The following is a 20,628-nucleotide window of genomic DNA, read 5'->3' on the forward strand; positions in this document are numbered from 1 at the left end:
TTGAAGAGTTAATTAATGAAGAGATTATTGATAATGTTTTGAAACTGCAAAATGATAATAGTTCTCACAAGGATAAATATATAAGGTATATGACAATTTTAAAAATTGAATCCAGTACTATTTCTATTATATATATATATCAAATATATAAAAATACAAATAAAGTACCATGTTCTTTTGAGCGATTTTTTTATCATAAAAATATATATTTTATTTTGGATTATTTTAATTGTTTTAATAGAAAGAGAAATTTTTTAAATCTTGCAGAACAAGGTGAAATCTTATTAATGAATTTTGCTTGTAATTATTTTAAGTCTAGCCAACTTTGTTACGATAGAATAATAGAAAATATTCAATCAGGTAAAATGGCAAACTCACTTCCTATGTATACGCGACCTCAAAAATTAGGCGTATTAGCGATTGAAATGTTAGCCAGTGAAAAAAAGGAAACTATTGATTGGGAAAGTGCGGGCATTCCGATTGATCCTTTCTATCAACGCTTTTGCCAAGAAGCGCTCTATTGTGAAAATGATGAAATTCTAATCCCGTGGTTAATGGAATTATGCGATAAGCATATTCAGTGGTCAGCATTATTTGGTGATGATGTTGATGAGAAAAGTACAACAGGTTATGAAGTTGATATGGAAATATTGATTGCTTGGCCTTTTGAATATCAAGCCGTGAAAAATTTTCGTGCTCGTCATGGCTTAAGTACCCCTATAATCGATCATCCATTACTAAAAACACCGATGGCTATCGACCATCGTCCTGATATGGTGGGTTGGTTAGAGACTATGCCTGAAATTTATCATCAAATTACAGATAATTTAATTAAAATAAACCCAGAGCTAAAAGTCATTCATACATTATTTTAGTATTAATTTAAAATCACATCATGATCTTAATAAGATATTACAGTCCAATCTTTTTTATGATGGCGTCGCATCATTAAAGTTGGCTCACTTTGTTGGGTATGTAGGTGAAAGCCACGTTATTAATGAGATTAAAAAGGGAACCTTATTTGATAAGCTATTTTTAAAAACCAGAAGTGGGAAGGCACCACTTGCTAACAAAGAATCTAGGATTAAAAATGGCAATACAGATATATCAAACCTTTTATATGGTAAAAGCTTTGATCCTGAAAAAATGATAGCATTACAAAATAAAAAAGGACAAGGAATAGATCTGATTTGTAAGATAGAACCGACTCCACCTCCGCCAGATTGGGTGACTTTTGAAATCAAAACAGTGATGAAAGAGAAATTTGGTGCTAATTCAACGCCCACAGGAGGAAAAGCTAGTGATTTCCCAAAAGACTATATAGGTAATATAAGTAAACATTCTTTATTAGCTCAAAACTCTTTTAAACACGGTGATAATGAGTATAATTTAGGAAAAAAAGAAAGAGATATTTTACTTGATATATATAAAGATATTAATAAAGTAAATTTAGTTGGGTTTAAATTGACGGTCGGTATTGATAATAAATTTAATGTTTCTAAGTATAATCAATTCTATATAATAGAGAGGCTTAACGGTGAATAGAGCTAGTAAAGTTATAAAATATATTGAAAAGATTGTTAGTAAAACAATTAGAGATGTCTCTGATATTGAAGAGTTAATTAATGAAGATCTTAATGTAAATATTGAAAAATTAAAATCAAATAAAAATAATGAAGATAAATATATTGATTATATGTCAGCTTTAAACTTCGATTCTGAAACTATATCCAATATATATATATATCAATTGTATAAAAATATAAATAAAGTACCATATTCTTTTGAGAGATTTTTTTATCATAAGAATATATGTTTTATTCTGGATTATTTTAATTGTTTTAATAGGAAAAAAAGTTTTTTAAATCCTGCTTCGCAAGGTGAAATCTTATTAATGAATTTTGCCTGTAATTATTTTAAGCCCAGTGAAATTTGTTACGATAAAATAATAGAAAATATTCAATCAGGTAAAATGGCAAACTCACTTCCTATGTATACGCGACCTCAAAAATTAGGCGTATTGGCGATTGAAATGTTAGCCAGTGAAAAAAAGGAAACTATTGATTGGGAAAGTGCGGGCATTCCGATTGATCCTTTTTATCAACGCTTTTGCCAAGAGGCTCTCTATTGTGAAAATGATGAAATTCTAATCCCATGGCTGATGGAATTATGCGATAAGCATATTCAGTGGTCAGCATTATTTCGAAATAATGAAAATGAACAAAGTGCAACAGGTTATGAAGTTGATATGGAAATACTCATTGCTTGGCCTTTTGAATATCAAGCCGTGAAAAATTTTCGTGCTCGCCATGGCTTGAGTACCCCTATAATCGATCATCCATTACTAAAAACACCGATGGCTATCGACCATCGTCCTGATATGGTGGGTTGGTTAGAGACTATGCCGGAAATTTATCATCACATTACAGATGATTTAATTAAAATAAACCCAGAGCTAAAAGTCATTCATACATTATTTTAGTCTTAATTAAAATTAAACGAAGGCTTTTGTTATAAAATGATATTGACAGCAAAAAGCAAACAGATAATTAAGGACAATATTCTTCAGGAATTCTATATGGAAGCAATAGAATTCCTTGAAGATGAGCATAAATTAGTGTTGGATTATTATAATATTAAACAAAAAGCACTAATAGAAATTTTGAAAAAAAATTATCACTATTTTGATAAACAACATCGTACAAGCCAATACTTATGTGTTTTTCAAAATATATTAATGATTTATTTTGGTCAGTTTTATAAAAAAACTTTTTTTCATAAAGAATTAGAAATAAATATGAATAACGTTATTTTTCATAGAAATAAAGAAAGTCAATCTTGGTTACAAGAAAAAATAAACCTTAAAAAAGATTTCATAGCAAAAGAAAATACTGATTATTTTATTGAGGATGTTAAAAACAGTTACTTTTATATCAGTACCGGACAATCAACATTAGAGAAAGAGATTGATAAATTTATTTTTAAAGATCCTCTTTGTCGATTTAAAGAACTGCAAAAGGAAAAAAAACTATTTATTAATAATGCTATTAAAAATATTCAACCTTTATCTATAAATCAAAGTGCTATTACTTATCTATGTATAGTAGCTCAATATATTGATGAGTTAGGTTGTTTTCAAGATATATTACGGCCAAAGTGGTATGGAAAATTAGATTTTCCAGAACTAATTCCTTGGCAGTTTGGAATAATCTCAGGGAATTAATTAATAATAAAGAGAAAGTAAAAAATGCGTAGCACATTTGACTAAAGAAAAATAATAAATATATAGAAGGGATTGAAAATGGTTAGAGTCAATAAAGTTTTAAAATACATTGAAAAAGAAGTAGTTAATAAAACAATTAGAGATGTCTCTGATATTGAAGAGTTAATTAATGAAGAGATTATTGATAATGTTTTGAAACTGCAAAATGATAATAGTTCTCACAAGGATAAATATATAAGGTATATGACAATTTTAAAAATTGAATCCAGTACTATTTCTATTATATATATATATCAAATATATAAAAATACAAATAAAGTACCATGTTCTTTTGAGCGATTTTTTTATCATAAAAATATATATTTTATTTTGGATTATTTTAATTGTTTTAATAGAAAGAGAAATTTTTTAAATCTTGCAGAACAAGGTGAAATCTTATTAATGAATTTTGCTTGTAATTATTTTAAGTCTAGCCAACTTTGTTACGATAGAATAATAGAAAATATTCAATCAGGTAAAATGGCAAACTCACTTCCTATGTATACGCGACCTCAAAAATTAGGCGTATTAGCGATTGAAATGTTAGCCAGTGAAAAAAAGGAAACTATTGATTGGGAAAGTGCGGGCATTCCGATTGATCCTTTCTATCAACGCTTTTGCCAAGAAGCGCTCTATTGTGAAAATGATGAAATTCTAATCCCGTGGTTAATGGAATTATGCGATAAGCATATTCAGTGGTCAGCATTATTTGGTGATGATGTTGATGAGAAAAGTACAACAGGTTATGAAGTTGATATGGAAATATTGATTGCTTGGCCTTTTGAATATCAAGCCGTGAAAAATTTTCGTGCTCGTCATGGCTTAAGTACCCCTATAATCGATCATCCATTACTAAAAACACCGATGGCTATCGACCATCGTCCTGATATGGTGGGTTGGTTAGAGACTATGCCTGAAATTTATCATCACATTACAGATAATTTAATTAAAATAAACCCAGAGCTAAAAGTCATTCATACATTATTTTAGTCTTGATTAAAATTGAAAGTATTTACTACGGAAAAGAAGATTTTCAGCAAATGGTAGATGTTTTTAAAAAGGATTACAAAAAAGAATATTCAAATATCAGTGAAGAATGGAAAAAAGTTTATGATAAAATTTATCCTTATTTTAATCAAGAAGTTACTTATTGGGATTACCTAAAAGCTTATTATTCTGGTGATTTTTATCAAGGAACAAAAAATGCTATTTATCAAGAGCTCGCATTATTTTCTATGCCATTAATTGGAATGATATTAATGGGGCTAATTATTTTTTATATGCCTTGGGTAGTATTAAAAGTAGATGGAAAACGGCAAATTATTTATGTCTGGAATTCCAGACAGTTATTAGTGACACGTTATTGTGATGCTGAATTTGGTTATGCGGGTACATTAATGTTCTTAAAACTTTATTGTCTTGATAAAAAAACAGGAAAATTAATAGAAGGCTATTTTAAACCCAATATTTCATACTCAACAGGTCTTTTAGTGAGTAGAACGGCTGAAAATAAGCATTTTGTGACTTTTATTAATACGTTTATGAAAGAAGGTCGAGATGCAATTAGCCAGACTAATTATAGTCGAAGAAAACCGCTTGTTTGGTTTAATAAAAACCCACTCCCTACTGATTTTGAGCAACAAATAAGTCGTATTTTAGCTGAGATCGATAAAAAGAAAGTAAAAAATGCGTAGCACATTTGACTAAAGAAAAATGATAAATATATAGAAGGATTTAAAATGAATAGAGCTAATAAAGCTATAAAATATGTTGAAAAAATAGTCAGTGAAACTATTCGTGATGTGATTGGTATTAACAACCTTATTAATGAAGACTTTTATGAAATTATTAGTGAGTTAGATTCAAATAATAAAGATAGGTATATTGATTATATATCTACTATTAACTTTAATTCATCGGGTATTGCCCTTATTTACATCATTCAAACTTATAGAAGGAAAAATGAGATTTCTTATTCTCTAGAACGTTTTCTATATCATAAAAATCTATGCTTTGTATCAGATTATTTTGATCAATTTGAAAGAGATAAGAATTTTTTTGATCTTGCAGAACAAGGTGAAATCTTATTAATTAATTTTGCCTGTAATTATTTTAAGTCCAGTGAAATTTGTTACGATAAAATAATAGAAAATATTCAATCAGGTAAAATGGCAAACTCACTTCCTATGTATACGCGCCCTCAAAAATTAGGCGTATTAGCGATTGAAATGTTAGCCAGTGAAAAAAAGGAAACTATTGATTGGGAAAGTGTGGGTATTCCGATTGATCCTTTTTATCAACGCTTTTGCCAAGAGGCTCTCTATTGTGAAAATGATGAAATTTTAATCCCATGGTTAATAGAATTATGCGACAAGCATATTCAGTGGTCAGCATTATTTCGAAATAATGAAAATGAGCAAAGTGCAACAGGTTATGAAGTTGATATGGAAATACTCATTGCTTGGCCTTTTGAATATCAAGCCGTGAAAAATTTTCGTGCTCGTCATGGCTTAAGTACCCCTATAATCGATCATCCATTATTAAAAACACCGATGGCTATCGATCATCGTCCTGATATGGTGGGTTGGTTAGAGACTATGCCTGAAATTTATCATCAAATTACAGATGATTTAATTAAAATAAACCCAGAGCTAAAAGTCATTCATACATTATTTTAGTCTTGATTAAAATTAAACTAAGGCTTTTGTTATAAAATGATATTGACAGCAAAAAGCAAACAGATAATTAAGGACAATATTCTTCAGGAATTCTATATGGAAGCAATAGAATTCCTTGAAGATGAGCATAAATTAGTGTTGGATTATTATAATATTAAACAAAAAGTACTATTAGAAATTTTGAAAAAAAATTATCACTATTTTGATAAACAACATCGTACAAGCCAATACTTATGTGTTTTTCAAACTGTATTAATGATTTATTTTGGTCAGTTTTATAAAAAGTCTTTTTTTTATAAAGAATTAGAAATAAACATGAACAACGTTATCACTTATAAAAATAAAGAAAGTCAATCTTGGTTACAAGAAAAAATCAGACTTAAAAAAGATTTAATAGTAAAAGAAAATACTGATTATTTTATTGAGGATGTTAAAAACAGTTACTTTTATATCAATACCGGACAATCAACATTAGAAAAAGAGATTGATAAGTTTATTTTTAAAGATCCTCTTTGTCGATTTAAAGAACTGCAAAAGGAAAAAAAATTATTTATTAATAATGCTATTAAAAATATTCAACCTTTATCTATAAATAAAAGTGCTATTACTTATCTATGTATAGTAGCTCAATATATTGATGAATTAGGTTGTTTTCAAGATATATTACGGCCAAAGTGGTATGGAAAATTAGATTTTCCAGAACTAATTCCTTGGCAGTTTGGAATAATCTCAGGGAATTAATTAATAATAAAAAGAAAACTAAAAATGCGTAGCACAATCCAAGGACGAAAAATCATTTTAAAAAATGATACCACCAATACTAAAGGAACCATATTAAGCGGTTCTTTATTGATAATTAATATAGATTGATATCCACGATGGAACAAAAACACAAACTCAGTGATCATTGTGAATCACTACTACAAACAGAAACACCAAAAATGACTCAATATCAAGCAGGTGCACTTGATTTTGTGGAAAAAATAGACAATTTACGTTTGGTAATACGCCATGCTTTTTCTAATGGCAGGACTATGTTAGCGATCCCTTTTGTTATCGGCTTACTTTGGGCTTTTAGCTATGGTGTTAAAACAATTTATATTGATCCTTGGAAAAATACAGAATCTCTTTTCCTTAGAATATTAGATAAGAAAGATAATAAGAATAATATATTTATATTACCCCAGCATAGGGATAATGATGAATTAGAAAAAAAATATATTCAGAATGGAAAACTTTCTTTTATAAATTATTGGGACTATTATTACTATAGCAATTCATTTATAAGAGAGAAAAGCATTATTTTAGATTTGTTTTTACTATTAGCTCCATTATTATGTTCTTTACCAATGATCTATTTTGGTTTTATTGCTAGAAATAGACCTTATCTAATATGCGATCGAGAAAAACAATTATTTTATACTTGGGACATGAAAATGAATGTTTATGTTGCTAAGTATTCTCAAATTAATTTTGCAGATATGAAACCAACATTAGCACTTATTTTATATCGAGTTGATGAAAATAATAAGTTGATAGAACATAAATATTATCCAAACTTAACGGTGTTTAGTTTTTTAGGAGGCGGAAGTAGTAATGATAAAGCATGGGGATTAGGATATATTACCAAATATTTATTTTATGGATTAGCACCTTTGATTGAAGGCAAGTACACAAGAAAAAAATATTCTATTTTTAGAGAAGCGCCTATTCCCAAAGATCTTGATAAACAAATAGAACAACAAGTTGTTTTGGTTGATAAAGAGCTGCCACCTTGTAAAGAAATCGAAGATAAATTATCGGAAGCAATTAAGCATTCTATTTAGATTTTTTAGCTAAGTTTACTGTTAATAGTTTATAAAAGGATATATAAACATGCGTAGCACAATTCAAGGACGAAAAATCATTTTAAAAAATGATACTACTAATACTAAAGGAACCGTGTTAAACGGTTCTTTATTAGCAAAGCAAACATATGAAATTGCCTGTTTAGGTGATGAAGTCTATTGCCCTGCTTGTCAGCAAAAAGGCAAAATAATCGAGGGGGATACTATGATGAAAATAAACAATACTCCCGTCGCGTTAGAGGGGCATAAAGTGCAATGCGGTTGTTTAAATGGCTGTGTATTAGTGGCAATAGAATAATGAATAAATACGTTATCGATAAGCTATTTCTTTTATCTATCGCGGTGATGGGTTTACTTTTAACTGGATGCAATATATTAACGCCCCAAATAGACAGGACATTCTCCCCTCCTGAAAATGGTAGAACAGTAAAAATTACCATCGATGTACCCGATGTCGCTGAGCTTTCACCAATTGAAATTATGTATCGTTCAAATCTTTGTTTGTCAACTAAGATAAATGGTAGTAGAGAAAAATACCCTACTTTAGGAGCTAATTATTATACAGATACTTTAAAAAAAGAAAATGTGGATTCTCTTTATAGTATTGAATTACCTATTAATGGTGGCGGAAAATGTGATTGGAAATTAAGTAATATCACACTAGGTTTAGATTTAAAAATCAATAACCACTTTGATGAAAATATATCTGAGAGTATAGGCTCTGGAATAATTATTATTTTTGATAATAATAAAGCACAAAGAACAATTGGAAGTGTTATTAGTAAGAATGGTGATTTTAATATATCTGAACATTATTTTCCTTGGGTTAATCATTTATATAAAGATAATAAAGGGAAAACTTTATGGTTATATGGGAAGGAACTCTATCTTTTCTATAAATCACGTGATGCTAAAGAGATTACTTGGAATCCAATTATACATACCGATGCGGTCGTTTACTCGGAATATCCTGCAGAACGTAAAACAAAAGGTATCCAACGAACATTTTACTACTCTGATGGTACACAAGAAATAACTAATGAATCTAATCCTAATTACCAAAAATTACTCTCATTAATTAAGTAATTATTTCTATTTTAAAATATAGGTTAAAATGCGTAGCACAATTCAAGGACGAAAAATCATCTTAAAAAATGACACCACCAATACTAAAGGAACCGTATTAAGCGGTTCTTTATTGATAATTAATATAGATTGATATCCACGATGGAACAAAAACACAAACTCAGTGATCACTGTGAATCACTATTACAAACAGAAACATCAAAAATGACTCAATATCAAGCTGGTGCGCTTGATTTTGTGGAAAAAATAGATAATTTACGATTAGTCATACGCCATGCTTTTTCTAATGGCAGGACTATGTTAGCGATCCCTTTTGTTATCGGTTTACTTTGGGCTTTCAGCTATGGCGTTAAAATAATTTATATTGAACCTTGGAAGCAAACTGAAAAAAGATTTCTAAATAGTTTAGAATATAAAAGAAGTTTAATAAGCGAGCAGTTTTTTATTTCAAAAAAAAGAGAAATAAAAGAGTCTTATGAAGATATTTATATAAAAAATGGCCACCTCTCTTTTTTTGATTTTTGGCATTATAATTACTATAACAATGACTTTCTATACAAAAAAAGTATTGCTCTTGAATTATTCTTATCTTTAGCCCCTCTATTATGTTCATTACCAATGATCTATTTTGGATTTATTGCAAGAAATCGACCTTATCTAATATGTGACCGAGAAAAACAATTATTTTATACTTGGGATATGAAAATGAATGTTTATGTTGCTAAATATTCTCAAATCAATTTTTCAGATATGAAACCAACATTAGCAGTTATTTTATATCGAGTTGATGAAAATAATAAGTTGATAGAACATAAATATTATCCAAACTTAACGATGTTTAGTTTTTTAGGCGGTGGAAGTAGTAATGATAAAGCATGGGGATTAGGATATATTACCAAATATTTATTTTATGGATTAGCACCTTTGATTGAAGGTAAGTACACAAGAAAAAAATATTCTATTTTTAGAGAAGCGCCTATTCCCAAAGATCTTGATAAACAAATAGAACAACAAGTTGTTCTGGTTGATAAAGAGCTGCCACCTTGTAAAGAAATCGAAGATAAATTATCGGAAGCAATTAAGCATTCTATTTAGATTTTTTAGCTAAGTTTACTGTTAATAGTTTATAAAAGGATATATAAACATGCGTAGCACAATTCAAGGACGAAAAATCATTTTAAAAAATGATACCACCAATACTAAAGGAACCGTATTAAGCGGTTCTTTATTAGCAAAACAAACACATGAAATAGCCTGTTTAGGTGATGAAGTCTATTGCCCTGCTTGTCAGCAAAAAGGCAAAATTATTGAGGGGGATACCATGATGAAAATAAACAATATCCCTGTCGCGTTAGAGGGGCATAAAGTGCAATGCGGCTGTTTAAAGGGTTGTGTATTAGTAGCTATTGAGTAATTAATCATTTTTATGGAAAGATAATGGCAAGTTTATTTAGTGGTACAAATCATCCTCATAAAATAGAAATGAATTTTTTTAAGGAAGATAATGATAACTATAACTCAAGTGTTAAGTTAAAAGACTTTGATTTTTTAAATGAGTTAGCTGAAGATAAATGTGAAATTGATTCTCCTAATAGAAATATTATCAAGAATATGGCTATTCCCATTTTTATTGTGCTTTTTTTTAGTTTTGTTTATTTATTACATGATAAATGTGAACGAATTTATTATGGAACAATAAGATTTGAAGAAAGTGTGAAAATATATGAGAAAGATTATGATAAAGAATATTCTGTAGTTAGCAATAGTTGGAAAGAAATATATGATGCATACAAGCCATATTTTAACCAAAAAGTCACTTATTGGGATTACTTAAAAGCGTATTATTCTGGTAATTTTTATCAAGGAACAAAAAATGCAATTTATCAAGAGCTTGCATTATTTTCTATGCCATTAATTGGAATGATACTAATGGGGCTGATTATTTTTTATATGCCTTGGGTGGTATTAAAAGTAGATAGAAAACGGCAAATTCTTTATGTCTGGAATTCCAGACAGTTATTAGTGACACGTTATTGTAATGCTGAATTTGGTTATGCAGGTACATTAATGTTCTTAAAACTTTATTGTCTTGATAAAAAAACAGGAAAATTAATAGAAGGTTATTTTAAACCCAATATTTCATACTCAACAGGTCTTTTAGTGAGTAGAACGGCTGAAAATAAGCATTTTGTGACTTTTATTAATACGTTTATGAAAGAAGGTCGAGATGCAATTAGCCAGACTAATTATAGTCGAAGAAAACCGCTTGTTTGGTTTAATAAAAACCCACTCCCTACTGATTTTGAGCAACAAATAAGTTGTATTTTAGCCGAAATTGATAAAAAGAAAGTAAAAAATGCGTAGCACATTTGACTAAAGAAAAATAATAAATATATAGAAGGGATTGAAAATGGTTAGAGTCAATAAAGTTTTAAAATACATTGAAAAAGAAGTAGTTAATAAAACAATTAGAGATGTCTCTGATATTGAAGAGTTAATTAATGAAGAGATTATTGATAATGTTTTGAAACTGCAAAATGATAATAGTTCTCACAAGGATAAATATATAAGGTATATGACAATTTTAAAAATTGAATCCAGTGCTATTTCTATTATATATATATATCAAATATATAAAAATACAAATAAAGTACCATGTTCTTTTGAGCGATTTTTTTATCATAAAAATATATATTTTATTTTGGATTATTTTAATTGTTTTAATAGAAAGAGAAATTTTTTAAATCTTGCAGAACAAGGTGAAATCTTATTAATGAATTTTGCTTGTAATTATTTTAAGTCCAGTGAAATTTGTTACGATAAAATAATAGAAAATATTCAATCAGGTAAAATGGCAAACTCACTTCCTATGTATACGCGACCTCAAAAATTAGGCGTATTAGCGATTGAAATGTTAGCCAGTGAAAAGAAAGAAACTATTGATTGGGAAAGTGCGGGCATTCCGATTGATCCTTTTTATCAACGCTTTTGCCAAGAGGCTCTCTATTGTGAAAATGATGAAATTCTAATCCCATGGTTAATAGAATTATGCGACAAGCATATTCAGTGGTCAGCATTATTTCGAAATAATGAAAATGAGCAAAGTGCAACAGGTTATGAAGTTGATATGGAAATACTCATTGCTTGGCCTTTTGAATATCAAGCCGTGAAAAATTTTCGTGCTCGTCATGGCTTAAATACCCCTATAATCGATCATCCATTATTAAAAACACCGATGGCTATCGATCATCGTCCTGATATGGTGGGTTGGTTAGAGACTATGCCTGAAATTTATCATCAAATTACAGATGATTTAATTAAAATAAACCCAGAGCTAAAAGTCATTCATACATTATTTTAATCTTGATTAAAATTAAACTAAGGCTTTTGTTATAAAATGATACTGACGGCAAAAAGCAAACAGATAATTAAGGACAATATTCTTCAGGAATTCTATATGGAAGCAATAGAGTTCCTTGAAGATGAGCTTAAATTAGTGTTGGATTATTGTAATATAAATAAACTATATTAATATTTTTATTTAAGTATGTTGTTAAAGGAAAACAAAAATATAAAGGGTGTCAATGATGGATCAATATTATTAAAATTTATATCTAAACTGGATGAGCTTGAATGGAAGAAATATCAACACAGATATCCATATATATTAATAAGTAATAAACTCGAAATAATAGATCATTCATCTTATCCTCCGTTTACAAGTTTTAGATTTAAAAATAAAAATCCAAAAATTATAGAAATGTTAACTCAAGCTATAAGTAGTTATCAAGGCGATGTCGATTGGGTTTTAATTTCAAAAAAAAGAGAATATTGTAAAGGCATAAACTACTGTATTTTAACTAAGTATGTACAAGATAAAAAAGAGAAAATGAAAAAAATAAATAAAACAACTTACTCTGTGGATCAATATATAGCTGAGAATATGCCTCAATTTGGTCCAATCGCTTATAATGATTTAGTTAATTTAACTAAACATATCGAGTATTTTTTTAGAAAGAATAATTTATACTTTAAAGTGAAAGGTTAAATTAATTAAAGGTGATAAAATAAAAAATATTATATTAAAGATTCTTTATTGCTGAAGAAGAAATATAGCATTTTTTAATGGAAATGTTTTCTTTATTTTAATTGATAAAAATAAAGTGATCCAATTTAATGATGATGGATATATTATTCATTATGAAATACCATTAAAATTAATAGAGAAAGGAATGAGTAAATATTTAAAAAGTAAGTTTATTAAATAAATAAAGATTATTTGAATATTTTTGATGGCGAAGTTTATTGCCCTGCTTGTCAGCAAAAAGGCAAAATTATTGAGGGGGATTCCATGATGAAAATAAACACTACCCCCGTCGCATTAGAAGGGCATAAAGTGCAATGCGGTTGTTTAAAGGGTTGTGTATTAGTGGCTATTGAGTAATTAATTATTTTGCTAATGGTTCGTTGCTATTGCTTCACAAATTTGCTGTGCCGCATTAATAATACGCGGTGCAGGTCGGCTAAAACTGTCTTCATCAATAGCAATAATCGGTACAGTAAGCTGAGGTTGCCAAAATGCTCGTACTGTAGGTATTTGATCTGCTTTACCACTGAATATAATTAAATCAGGTTGCTTTGTAAGTACTTGCTCACGACTTACTTGAGGCCATGCCACAGGGCTATTAGCGAAGATATTTTCACCGCCACAAAGTTCGGTAATATGGCTTTGTAATGTACTGTTTGATGTAGTAAATAACGGCTGCATCCCAAATTGAATAAACACTTTTTTGTTGGGTTGATTCGATATAGTTGATGCATATTGTTGCTGTAATATTTGATATTGCTGGCGTAATTGTTGTGCATTTCTTATCGCAATATCAGGATGATGGCTATAGCTGGAAAGAGTAACGAGATCGTCTGCGATTTCCTCAATACTTTGTGGATCAGAATAAATGATAGGAATACCCAAAGCTTTTAACTGATCTAATGGGCGTTGTGGATTACCGCCTTGCCATGCAATCACTAAATCAGGTTTTAATAATAGAATGCGTTCGATATTAATACCCTGCCAATTAGCGACTTGTTCAATATTTTTAGCAGCCTCTGGATAATCAGAGTAAGCACTAACTCCGACAATATTATCACCCATACCTGCGGCGTAAGCCATTTCAGTGGCTGATGGCGATAACGTAATAACACGATCAGCAGGCGTGGTAGCAATAGCAAAGTTTAGCCAAAATAATGAACAGAGTAATAATCCAAGATTGATAAATAAACGCATTACTTTTCCGATAATAAAAAATACCCACCTATTTTTTATCTTAGAATAAACAAAAAATAAAGGTGGGGTTTTGATAAAACGATATTAGGATTATCTCGACTTAATTAGTCTTTTAATTTATCCAACATCGCTGTCACCATTAAGCTTGATTGTTCTGCAGCAACAGATAAAAACTCATCAAAGCTTAAATGCGATTCTTTATCAGCTACATCAGAAATAGCACGAACCACAACGAATGGTGTGCTGAATTGATGGCAAACATGACCAATCGCAGTGGATTCCATTTCTACGGCAGCAACATCTGGGAATGTACGACGAATGCGCGCTAAAGGCTCTGCACCATTAATAAATGCATCACCACTACAAATTAAACCACGAACAGCATTTAATTTTAGCGATTCAATACACTCTTCTGCAATGCTAATAAGTTTAGGATCTGCAATAAAAGCAGGAGGGCATTGTGCCATTTGACCTGGTTCATAACCAAACGCAGTCACATCTGCATCGTGATAGCGAACTTCTGTTGAAACAACGATATCACCGACATTTAATCTTGAGTCTAAACCACCCGCAGAGCCAGTATTGATAACGACATCAGGGCGAAAATGCTCAAGCAATAAGGTTGTACCAATCGCAGCCGCAACTTTACCAATACCTGATTTTAATAATGCAACATCAACACCATTGATTGTGCCTGTATAAATTTCACAACCGCCACGAGATAAGATTTGGCAATCTTCAATTTTCTCACGTAGAAGTGTGACTTCTTGCTCCATTGCACCTATTACGCCAACTCTCATTGTGTCATACTCACTTGTAGGTTAATAATAAATAGAAATTTAAATAGAGTTTAGCATCTATCGGAAAAACACGATATAACACAAAGAATAGAGAATTCGTTTCATCGAAACCAGAAAGAGGACAGAAATGATCGATTTTAAGCTGAAGTTAAATTATCAACGCAAATATAACAGCAGTGATATCGATATTAACGATGAAATACAGGTTTCTCGTCAATTTGAAAGTGATCGTGGCCGTATTATTAACTCAGCAGCTATTCGGCGTTTACAACAGAAAACACAAGTCTTTCCTTTAGAGCAAAATTCCGCAGTACGTAGCCGTCTTACTCATTCTCTTGAAGTTCAGCAAATTGGTCGTTATATCGCTAAACAAATTATCGGTGAATTAAAAAAACAAAATAAGCTTGAAGTGTATGGCTTAATTGATCGCATCGATAGCCTTGAAAGTTTAATTGAGATGGCGTGCTTAATGCACGATATTGGTAATCCCCCTTTTGGTCATTTTGGTGAGGCTGCGATTAAGCATTGGTTTCAAAAAGTATTATCACCAGAGGCGACAGCCGAATTTGATAGTTGTCCGTTTATCCCTATGCAGTATTCAGCTAAAGTGCAATTAAATGAATTGCGACAAACTTTACGCCAAGATTTATGTCAATTTGAGGGTAATGCTCAAGCTATTCGAATGGCGCATCATCTTCTTAAATTGAATTTAACTTATGCTCAAATTGGCTGTGTATTAAAATATACCCGTCCCGCTTATTGGCAAGGTGAAGTCCCTAAAGAATATAGCTATTTAATGAAGAAACCGGGGTATTACTGGTCCGAATTAGCATTCGTAAAAGAAGTACAAGAAAAATTAGATATGGGGGAATTTTGTCGCTTTCCTCTCACATATATTATGGAAGCTGCCGACGATATCTCGTATTGCATTGCGGATTTAGATGATGCGGTAGAAAAGGGGATTTTTGATATCAACCGTCTTGTTCAACTTTTACGAGATGCATGGCGTGAAAATGGTGATGTGACTGAAGGTGATTTATTCGATATTACTGTGAATCGTGCTTATAAAAAAGTCGATCAAAATGAAGCCAAACGCAGTATGCAAGATCAATTCTTTATGTATTTACGAGTTTATATTACAGGGAAATTAGTCCCTTATACGGCATATCGATTTATAAAAAATCTTCCTCAAGTTTATGAAGGAAGTTTTAACCATGCTTTATTGGAAGGGAATAGTGCTGAGCATCGTTTATTAACAACCTTAAAAAGTGTTGCTAAAAAATGGGTGTTTAGCCATCCTGAAGTTGAAGAGCTTGAAATGAAAGGATATCGCGTGATCAGTGGATTACTCGATATCTATAAGCCCTTGCTTTTATTATCAACTGAAGATTTTTTAAGATTGCATAAATATAACGAACATCCTAAATATGTCATTGAGACGCGTTTATATCATAAGCTTTCTGTTAAACATAAACTGGCTTATAACGAAATGTTAGAAAAGCTAAATGATATAAATACTGAAAGAGGAAAAATTTTAGAGTTTTATTATCGTACCAGATTAATTCAAGATTATATCAGTGGAATGACTGATCATTATGCTTATGAAGAATATAGAAAATTAATGGTTTGTGATTAATTTGTAATCATTAAGAAAAATGCTATCTAATTGATTGGTGATAATTTTTAGACTTTTCTTAGAGATAATAAAGATTTATTAAAATAACAGAAAATTAATGTTATTAATTGTAAATATATTCAATATAAAAGTTATATATAATATTTGTTAGTTATAGAACAATATAAAATCCATAAAACGAGTGTCTTAGGTTGTTATCATTAAAAGTTTTCTCAATTTAACAAAAATATTGCTTATATCAGTTAAGTAAATAACTTGTTCGATGTTATACTCTTCCCATGTTTTCTTCTGAAATGCATAGTCATTCATGTAACGCTGAAAAACATACAGCGTATTCTAAAACGATGTCATTTCACTGTTAATCCGTCATTGATACTTAATTTAATACTATGGTGCAGTTTTATTCCCCTAAAAAACGTCCTGCGAAAAAACAGGCGACAACTCTGGAAGTGACCGCCAGTGCATTGGATGCAAATGGTCAAGGTATTGCTCATGCTGAGGGCAAAACGATTTTTGTAAAAGGATTACTCCCACAAGAAACTGCTCGTATTCGTTTAACAGAAGAAAAGCGCCAGTTTGCTAAAGGCGAAGTTATTAAGCGTTTAACTACCAGTGAACAGCGTATAACGCCTCATTGTGAATATTATGAGCGTTGTGGTGGGTGCCAGCAGCAACATGTACCTATTGCGCTACAACGTACAACAAAAGCAGGTGTGTTATCGCATCTTATTAAACGTGAAACGGGGGTGGTGATTTCAGCAGAGCCTGTTATTGCGGGCGCTGAATATGGTTATCGTCGTAGGGCAAGATTGGGTTTGCGTTATCAGCCTGAAAAGGGCTTGGTAATGGGCTTTCGCCAAGAACGCTCTAATGATTTGGTTATGATAAAAAAATGCCCAGTATTAAAACCTCAGTTAAATGATTTATTGTCTCCTCTTTGGGCATGTCTTAAACAATTAGCATCAGTACGTGATTTAGGACATGTTGAAATGGTGCTGGCTGATAATGGGCCGTTGGTGATTTTACGTCATTTATCACCATTGCCAGAGAGTGATAAACAGAGTTTGCGTGATTTCTCTCAAACTCATCAAGTTACGATGTATCTTGCAGGTGATAATAGCGAGATAGCACGATTAACTTCAATTGAGAAGGAACCCTTCTATCAAATAGAAGGTCTAAATTTACGTTTTGCACCTACTGATTTTATTCAAGTAAACGATGAAATAAATCCTAAGATGGTTGCTCAAGCTATTGAATGGCTTGATTTATCACCAGAAGATCGCGTGTTAGATCTGTTTTGTGGTATGGGAAACTTCACTTTACCTATCGCAAAACGTGTCAGTGAAGTGGTGGGTATTGAAGGTGTACCTGCGCTGGTTGAAATGGCGAAAAAGAATGCAGAACTAAACCAATTAGGTAATGCTCATTTTTGGCATGCAGATTTATCGGCCGATTTTTCTGCGATGTCGTGGTCGAAAGAAGGATTTAACAAAGTGTTGTTAGATCCTGCAAGAGCAGGGGCTTTGGAGGTAATGTCACATATTGTGAAGTTATCCGCAGAAAAAATCGTGTATGTCTCCTGTAATCCGACCACGTTAGCCAGAGATAGTAAGATATTATTAGATTCTGGATATCAGTTAACCGGTTTAAAAATGTTGGATATGTTTCCACAAACAGGTCATCTGGAATCAATGGCACTGTTTAGTCGAAAGTAAATTTATTTGAAAATGAACAGTTAGCCAGTAAATAAGTCGCAAATAAGATTTATACCGTGTAGGGAGAGAATATGGTTGCAGTAAGAAGTGCTCACTTAACACCTGCAGGAGAGTTTGCTGTTGATAAATGGGTCAACAGCTTGAACTTAACCCATGTCAATGCAGGTAGTGAAATCATGCAAACCTGGGAATACTGCCATCGTACTGTTCAAGGGCGTGAAGATGCCGAACTGTTATTATGGCGTGGTGTTGAAATGGTTGAGCTTCTTTCGACACTAAGCATGGATAAAGACAGCATGAGGGCAGCGCTTCTTTTCCCGCTTGTTGAAGAAAATCTTATTGATCAGGAAATCGTAACTGAACACTTTGGTGATGCTATTTGGAGCTTAGTGCGTGGTGTTATGGAGATGGACGCCATACGCCAATTAAAAGCGACACATACCAATGAAACAAGCTCAGTTCAGGTGGATAACGTGCGTCGTATGTTGTTATCCATGGTGGAAGATTTCCGTTGTGTGGTCATCAAACTTTCAGAGCGTATTGCCCATTTACGAGAAGTGAAAGATGCCACTGAAGATGAGCGCGTACTGGCTGCTAAAGAGTGTTTTAATATTTATGCACCATTAGCCAACCGATTGGGTATTGGTCAATTAAAATGGGAATTAGAAGATTTTTGTTTCCGCTATCTTCATCCTGATGAATACAAAAAAATAGCAAGCTTGCTTCATGAGCGTCGTATCGATCGCGAACAGTATATTGATAATTTTGTCAGTACAGTACGCGGTTATATGAAGGAAGAGAATGTCGATGTAGACATCTACGGACGTCCCAAACATATCTACAGTATTTGGCGTAAAATGAAGAAAAAGAATCTCGCATTCGATGAGTTATTTGATGTGAGAGCGGTACGTATCGTCGTTGAACGGCTTCAAGACTGCTATGCGGCATTAGGGATTGTGCATACTCATTTCCGTCATTTACCTGATGAATTCGATGATTATGTCGCAAATCCAAAACCTAATGGCTATCAATCTATTCATACTGTTGTATTAGGGCCTGAAGGCAAAACGGTTGAGATCCAAATTCGTACTCGCCAAATGCATGAAGATGCAGAATTAGGTGTGGCTGCGCACTGGAAATATAAAGAAGGTGCAACTGGTGCTGCGACGAAAGGCGGTACAGGCAGTTATGAAAACCGTATTGCATGGTTACGTAAACTGATTGCATGGCAAGAGGAGATGGCAGATTCTGGCGAAATGTTGGATGAAGTCCGTAGCCAAGTCTTTGATGATCGGGTTTACGTCTTTACACCAAAAGGTGATGTAGTTGATTTACCAGCAGGCTCAACACCACTTGATTTTGCTTATCATATTCATAGTGATGTGGGACACCGCTGTATTGGGGCAAAAATTGGCGGACGTATTGTGCCGTTTAGCTATCAATTACAGATGGGTGATCAAATTGAAGTTATCACGCAAAAACACCCTAATCCAAGTCGTGATTGGTTAAATCCTAACTTAGGCTATGTCACTACAAGTCGTGGGCGTGCGAAAATTCATAACTGGTTCCGTAAGCAAGATCGCGATAAAAATATTCTTGCAGGTCGCCAAATTTTAGATAACGAATTGGCACATATGGATATCAACATGAAAGAAGCAGAGAAACTGCTGATTGCACGTTATAACGTTCATAGTGTTGATGAAGTATTAGCAGGTATTGGTGTTGGTGATATTCGAATCAACCAGTTGGTGAATTTTATTCAAAGTAGATTGAATAAAGCTACTGCGGAAGACGAAGATAAAGAAGCGCTGCGAACACTCGAGAACAAAACGCCAGCACCAAGAGCCACAGGATCTGGTGGAAGTATTGTTGTCGAAGGCGTGGGTAACTTAATGCACCATATAGCACGCTGTTGCCAACCTATTCCAGGTGACAATATTGTTGGTTTTATTACTAAAGGCCGAGGTATTTCGATTCACCGAGCAGACTGTGAACAACTTGCTGAACTGCTTTCTCATGCACCAGAACGTATCGTTGATGCGGTATGGGGAGAAAATTACTCTAGTGGTTATTCATTAGTCGTTCGTGTTGTTGCTAATGATCGTAGTGGATTATTGCGTGATATCACCACTATTTTAGCAAATGAAAAAGTTAATGTGCTAGGTGTCAGTAGCCGTAGTGATGTGAAGCAACAAATTGCGACAATTGACATGAATATTGAGATTTATAATCTCCAAGTATTAGGTCGTATTTTGGCAAAACTTAATCAGTTGCCTGATGTGATAGAAGCGAAACGCTTTTCTCACTAAAATATGAAAAT

21 protein-coding genes and 1 pseudogene are annotated in these 20,628 nt (G+C 32.0%); 20 read left to right on the plus strand and 2 right to left on the minus strand.

Annotated features, from left to right (window positions below):
- The first annotated feature begins 287 nt into the window (after window positions 1–287).
- The 17 genes and pseudogenes from LW139_RS20620 to LW139_RS04330 form a co-directional block, all read left to right on the plus strand.
- Window positions 288–875, plus strand: coding sequence for a hypothetical protein (locus LW139_RS20620; protein ID WP_348983670.1), 588 nt, complete (start codon window positions 288–290; stop codon window positions 873–875).
- 79 nt (window positions 876–954) lie between these two features.
- Complete coding sequence (locus LW139_RS04255; protein WP_247850664.1) at window positions 955–1,545, plus strand: hypothetical protein; 591 nt, start codon at window positions 955–957, stop codon at window positions 1,543–1,545.
- Complete coding sequence (locus LW139_RS04260; RefSeq protein ID WP_247850665.1) at window positions 1,538–2,482, plus strand: hypothetical protein; 945 nt, start codon at window positions 1,538–1,540, stop codon at window positions 2,480–2,482. The genes LW139_RS04255 and LW139_RS04260 overlap by 8 nt, the downstream gene beginning before the upstream one ends.
- A 96-nt stretch (window positions 2,483–2,578) precedes the next feature.
- A complete protein-coding gene (locus LW139_RS04265; RefSeq protein WP_247850666.1) occupies window positions 2,579–3,223 on the plus strand; it encodes a hypothetical protein in 645 nt (214 codons plus the stop codon).
- A gap of 441 nt (window positions 3,224–3,664) precedes the next feature.
- On the plus strand, window positions 3,665–4,252 hold the full coding sequence (locus tag LW139_RS20625; RefSeq protein WP_348983671.1) for a hypothetical protein: 588 nt from the start codon (window positions 3,665–3,667) through the stop codon (window positions 4,250–4,252).
- A gap of 50 nt (window positions 4,253–4,302) precedes the next feature.
- Window positions 4,303–4,956, plus strand: a complete 654-nt coding sequence (locus tag LW139_RS04275) for a hypothetical protein (RefSeq protein WP_247850668.1) — start codon at window positions 4,303–4,305, stop codon at window positions 4,954–4,956.
- A gap of 45 nt (window positions 4,957–5,001) precedes the next feature.
- Window positions 5,002–5,940, plus strand: a complete 939-nt coding sequence (locus LW139_RS04280; protein WP_247850669.1) for a hypothetical protein — start codon at window positions 5,002–5,004, stop codon at window positions 5,938–5,940.
- A 96-nt stretch (window positions 5,941–6,036) separates the two neighbouring features.
- Window positions 6,037–6,681, plus strand: coding sequence for a hypothetical protein (locus LW139_RS04285; RefSeq protein WP_247850670.1), 645 nt, complete (start codon window positions 6,037–6,039; stop codon window positions 6,679–6,681).
- Window positions 6,682–6,818: 137 nt separating this feature from the next.
- Window positions 6,819–7,766 carry a hypothetical protein gene (locus LW139_RS04290; protein ID WP_166539020.1) on the plus strand — a complete coding sequence of 316 codons (948 nt, stop codon included), beginning with the start codon at window positions 6,819–6,821 and terminating at the stop codon, window positions 7,764–7,766.
- A 49-nt stretch (window positions 7,767–7,815) separates the two neighbouring features.
- Window positions 7,816–8,085 (plus strand): PAAR domain-containing protein, encoded by a 270-nt coding sequence (locus LW139_RS04295; protein WP_247850672.1) that lies wholly within the window; start codon window positions 7,816–7,818, stop codon window positions 8,083–8,085.
- Entirely contained in the window at window positions 8,085–8,873 is a 789-nt protein-coding gene (locus LW139_RS04300; RefSeq protein WP_247850673.1) for a hypothetical protein, read from the plus strand. The genes LW139_RS04295 and LW139_RS04300 overlap by 1 nt, the downstream gene beginning before the upstream one ends.
- Window positions 8,874–9,014: 141 nt before the next feature.
- A complete protein-coding gene (locus LW139_RS04305; protein ID WP_247850674.1) occupies window positions 9,015–9,968 on the plus strand; it encodes a hypothetical protein in 954 nt (317 codons plus the stop codon).
- A 49-nt stretch (window positions 9,969–10,017) separates the two neighbouring features.
- The gene (locus tag LW139_RS04310) at window positions 10,018–10,287 is read left to right on the plus strand and encodes a PAAR domain-containing protein (protein ID WP_088493597.1); all 270 of its coding nucleotides are present in this window, start codon (window positions 10,018–10,020) and stop codon (window positions 10,285–10,287) included.
- 23 nt (window positions 10,288–10,310) lie between these two features.
- Window positions 10,311–11,237, plus strand: coding sequence for a hypothetical protein (locus LW139_RS04315; RefSeq protein WP_247850676.1), 927 nt, complete (start codon window positions 10,311–10,313; stop codon window positions 11,235–11,237).
- Between the two features lie 46 nt (window positions 11,238–11,283).
- Window positions 11,284–12,234, plus strand: a complete 951-nt coding sequence (locus LW139_RS04320) for a hypothetical protein (protein ID WP_247850678.1) — start codon at window positions 11,284–11,286, stop codon at window positions 12,232–12,234.
- Window positions 12,235–12,420: 186 nt separating this feature from the next.
- Window positions 12,421–12,921 carry a hypothetical protein gene (locus tag LW139_RS04325; protein ID WP_247850679.1) on the plus strand — a complete coding sequence of 167 codons (501 nt, stop codon included), beginning with the start codon at window positions 12,421–12,423 and terminating at the stop codon, window positions 12,919–12,921.
- Between the two features lie 252 nt (window positions 12,922–13,173).
- Window positions 13,174–13,317: pseudogene (locus LW139_RS04330) on the plus strand (PAAR domain-containing protein); the annotation flags it as partial.
- Window positions 13,318–13,329: 12 nt separating this feature from the next.
- Here LW139_RS04330 and btuF read toward each other — a convergent pair.
- Together btuF and mtnN are read right to left on the minus strand one after the other, a co-directional pair.
- Window positions 13,330–14,157 carry a vitamin B12 ABC transporter substrate-binding protein BtuF gene (gene btuF, locus LW139_RS04335; protein ID WP_227336487.1) on the minus strand — a complete coding sequence of 276 codons (828 nt, stop codon included), beginning with the start codon at window positions 14,155–14,157 and terminating at the stop codon, window positions 13,330–13,332.
- Between the two features lie 104 nt (window positions 14,158–14,261).
- On the minus strand, window positions 14,262–14,957 hold the full coding sequence (gene mtnN / locus LW139_RS04340; protein WP_166540228.1) for a 5'-methylthioadenosine/S-adenosylhomocysteine nucleosidase: 696 nt from the start codon (window positions 14,955–14,957) through the stop codon (window positions 14,262–14,264).
- 127 nt (window positions 14,958–15,084) lie between these two features.
- On the opposite strand from mtnN, the gene dgt reads away from it, so the two are divergent.
- The 3 genes from dgt to relA all read left to right on the plus strand — a co-directional run bounded on the left by dgt (window position 15,085) and on the right by relA (window position 20,617).
- Window positions 15,085–16,593: a dGTPase gene (gene dgt / locus LW139_RS04345; RefSeq protein ID WP_166540227.1), complete on the plus strand. Its 1,509-nt coding sequence runs from the start codon at window positions 15,085–15,087 to the stop codon at window positions 16,591–16,593.
- Between the two features lie 389 nt (window positions 16,594–16,982).
- Entirely contained in the window at window positions 16,983–18,308 is a 1,326-nt protein-coding gene (gene rlmD / locus LW139_RS04350) for a 23S rRNA (uracil(1939)-C(5))-methyltransferase RlmD (protein ID WP_247850680.1), read from the plus strand.
- A 71-nt stretch (window positions 18,309–18,379) separates the two neighbouring features.
- Window positions 18,380–20,617, plus strand: a complete 2,238-nt coding sequence (gene relA / locus LW139_RS04355) for a GTP diphosphokinase (RefSeq protein ID WP_227336489.1) — start codon at window positions 18,380–18,382, stop codon at window positions 20,615–20,617.
- Window positions 20,618–20,628 lie beyond the last annotated feature (11 nt).

The sequence above is a fragment of the Proteus vulgaris genome (assembly GCF_023100685.1).
GTDB lineage: Bacteria > Pseudomonadota > Gammaproteobacteria > Enterobacterales > Enterobacteriaceae > Proteus.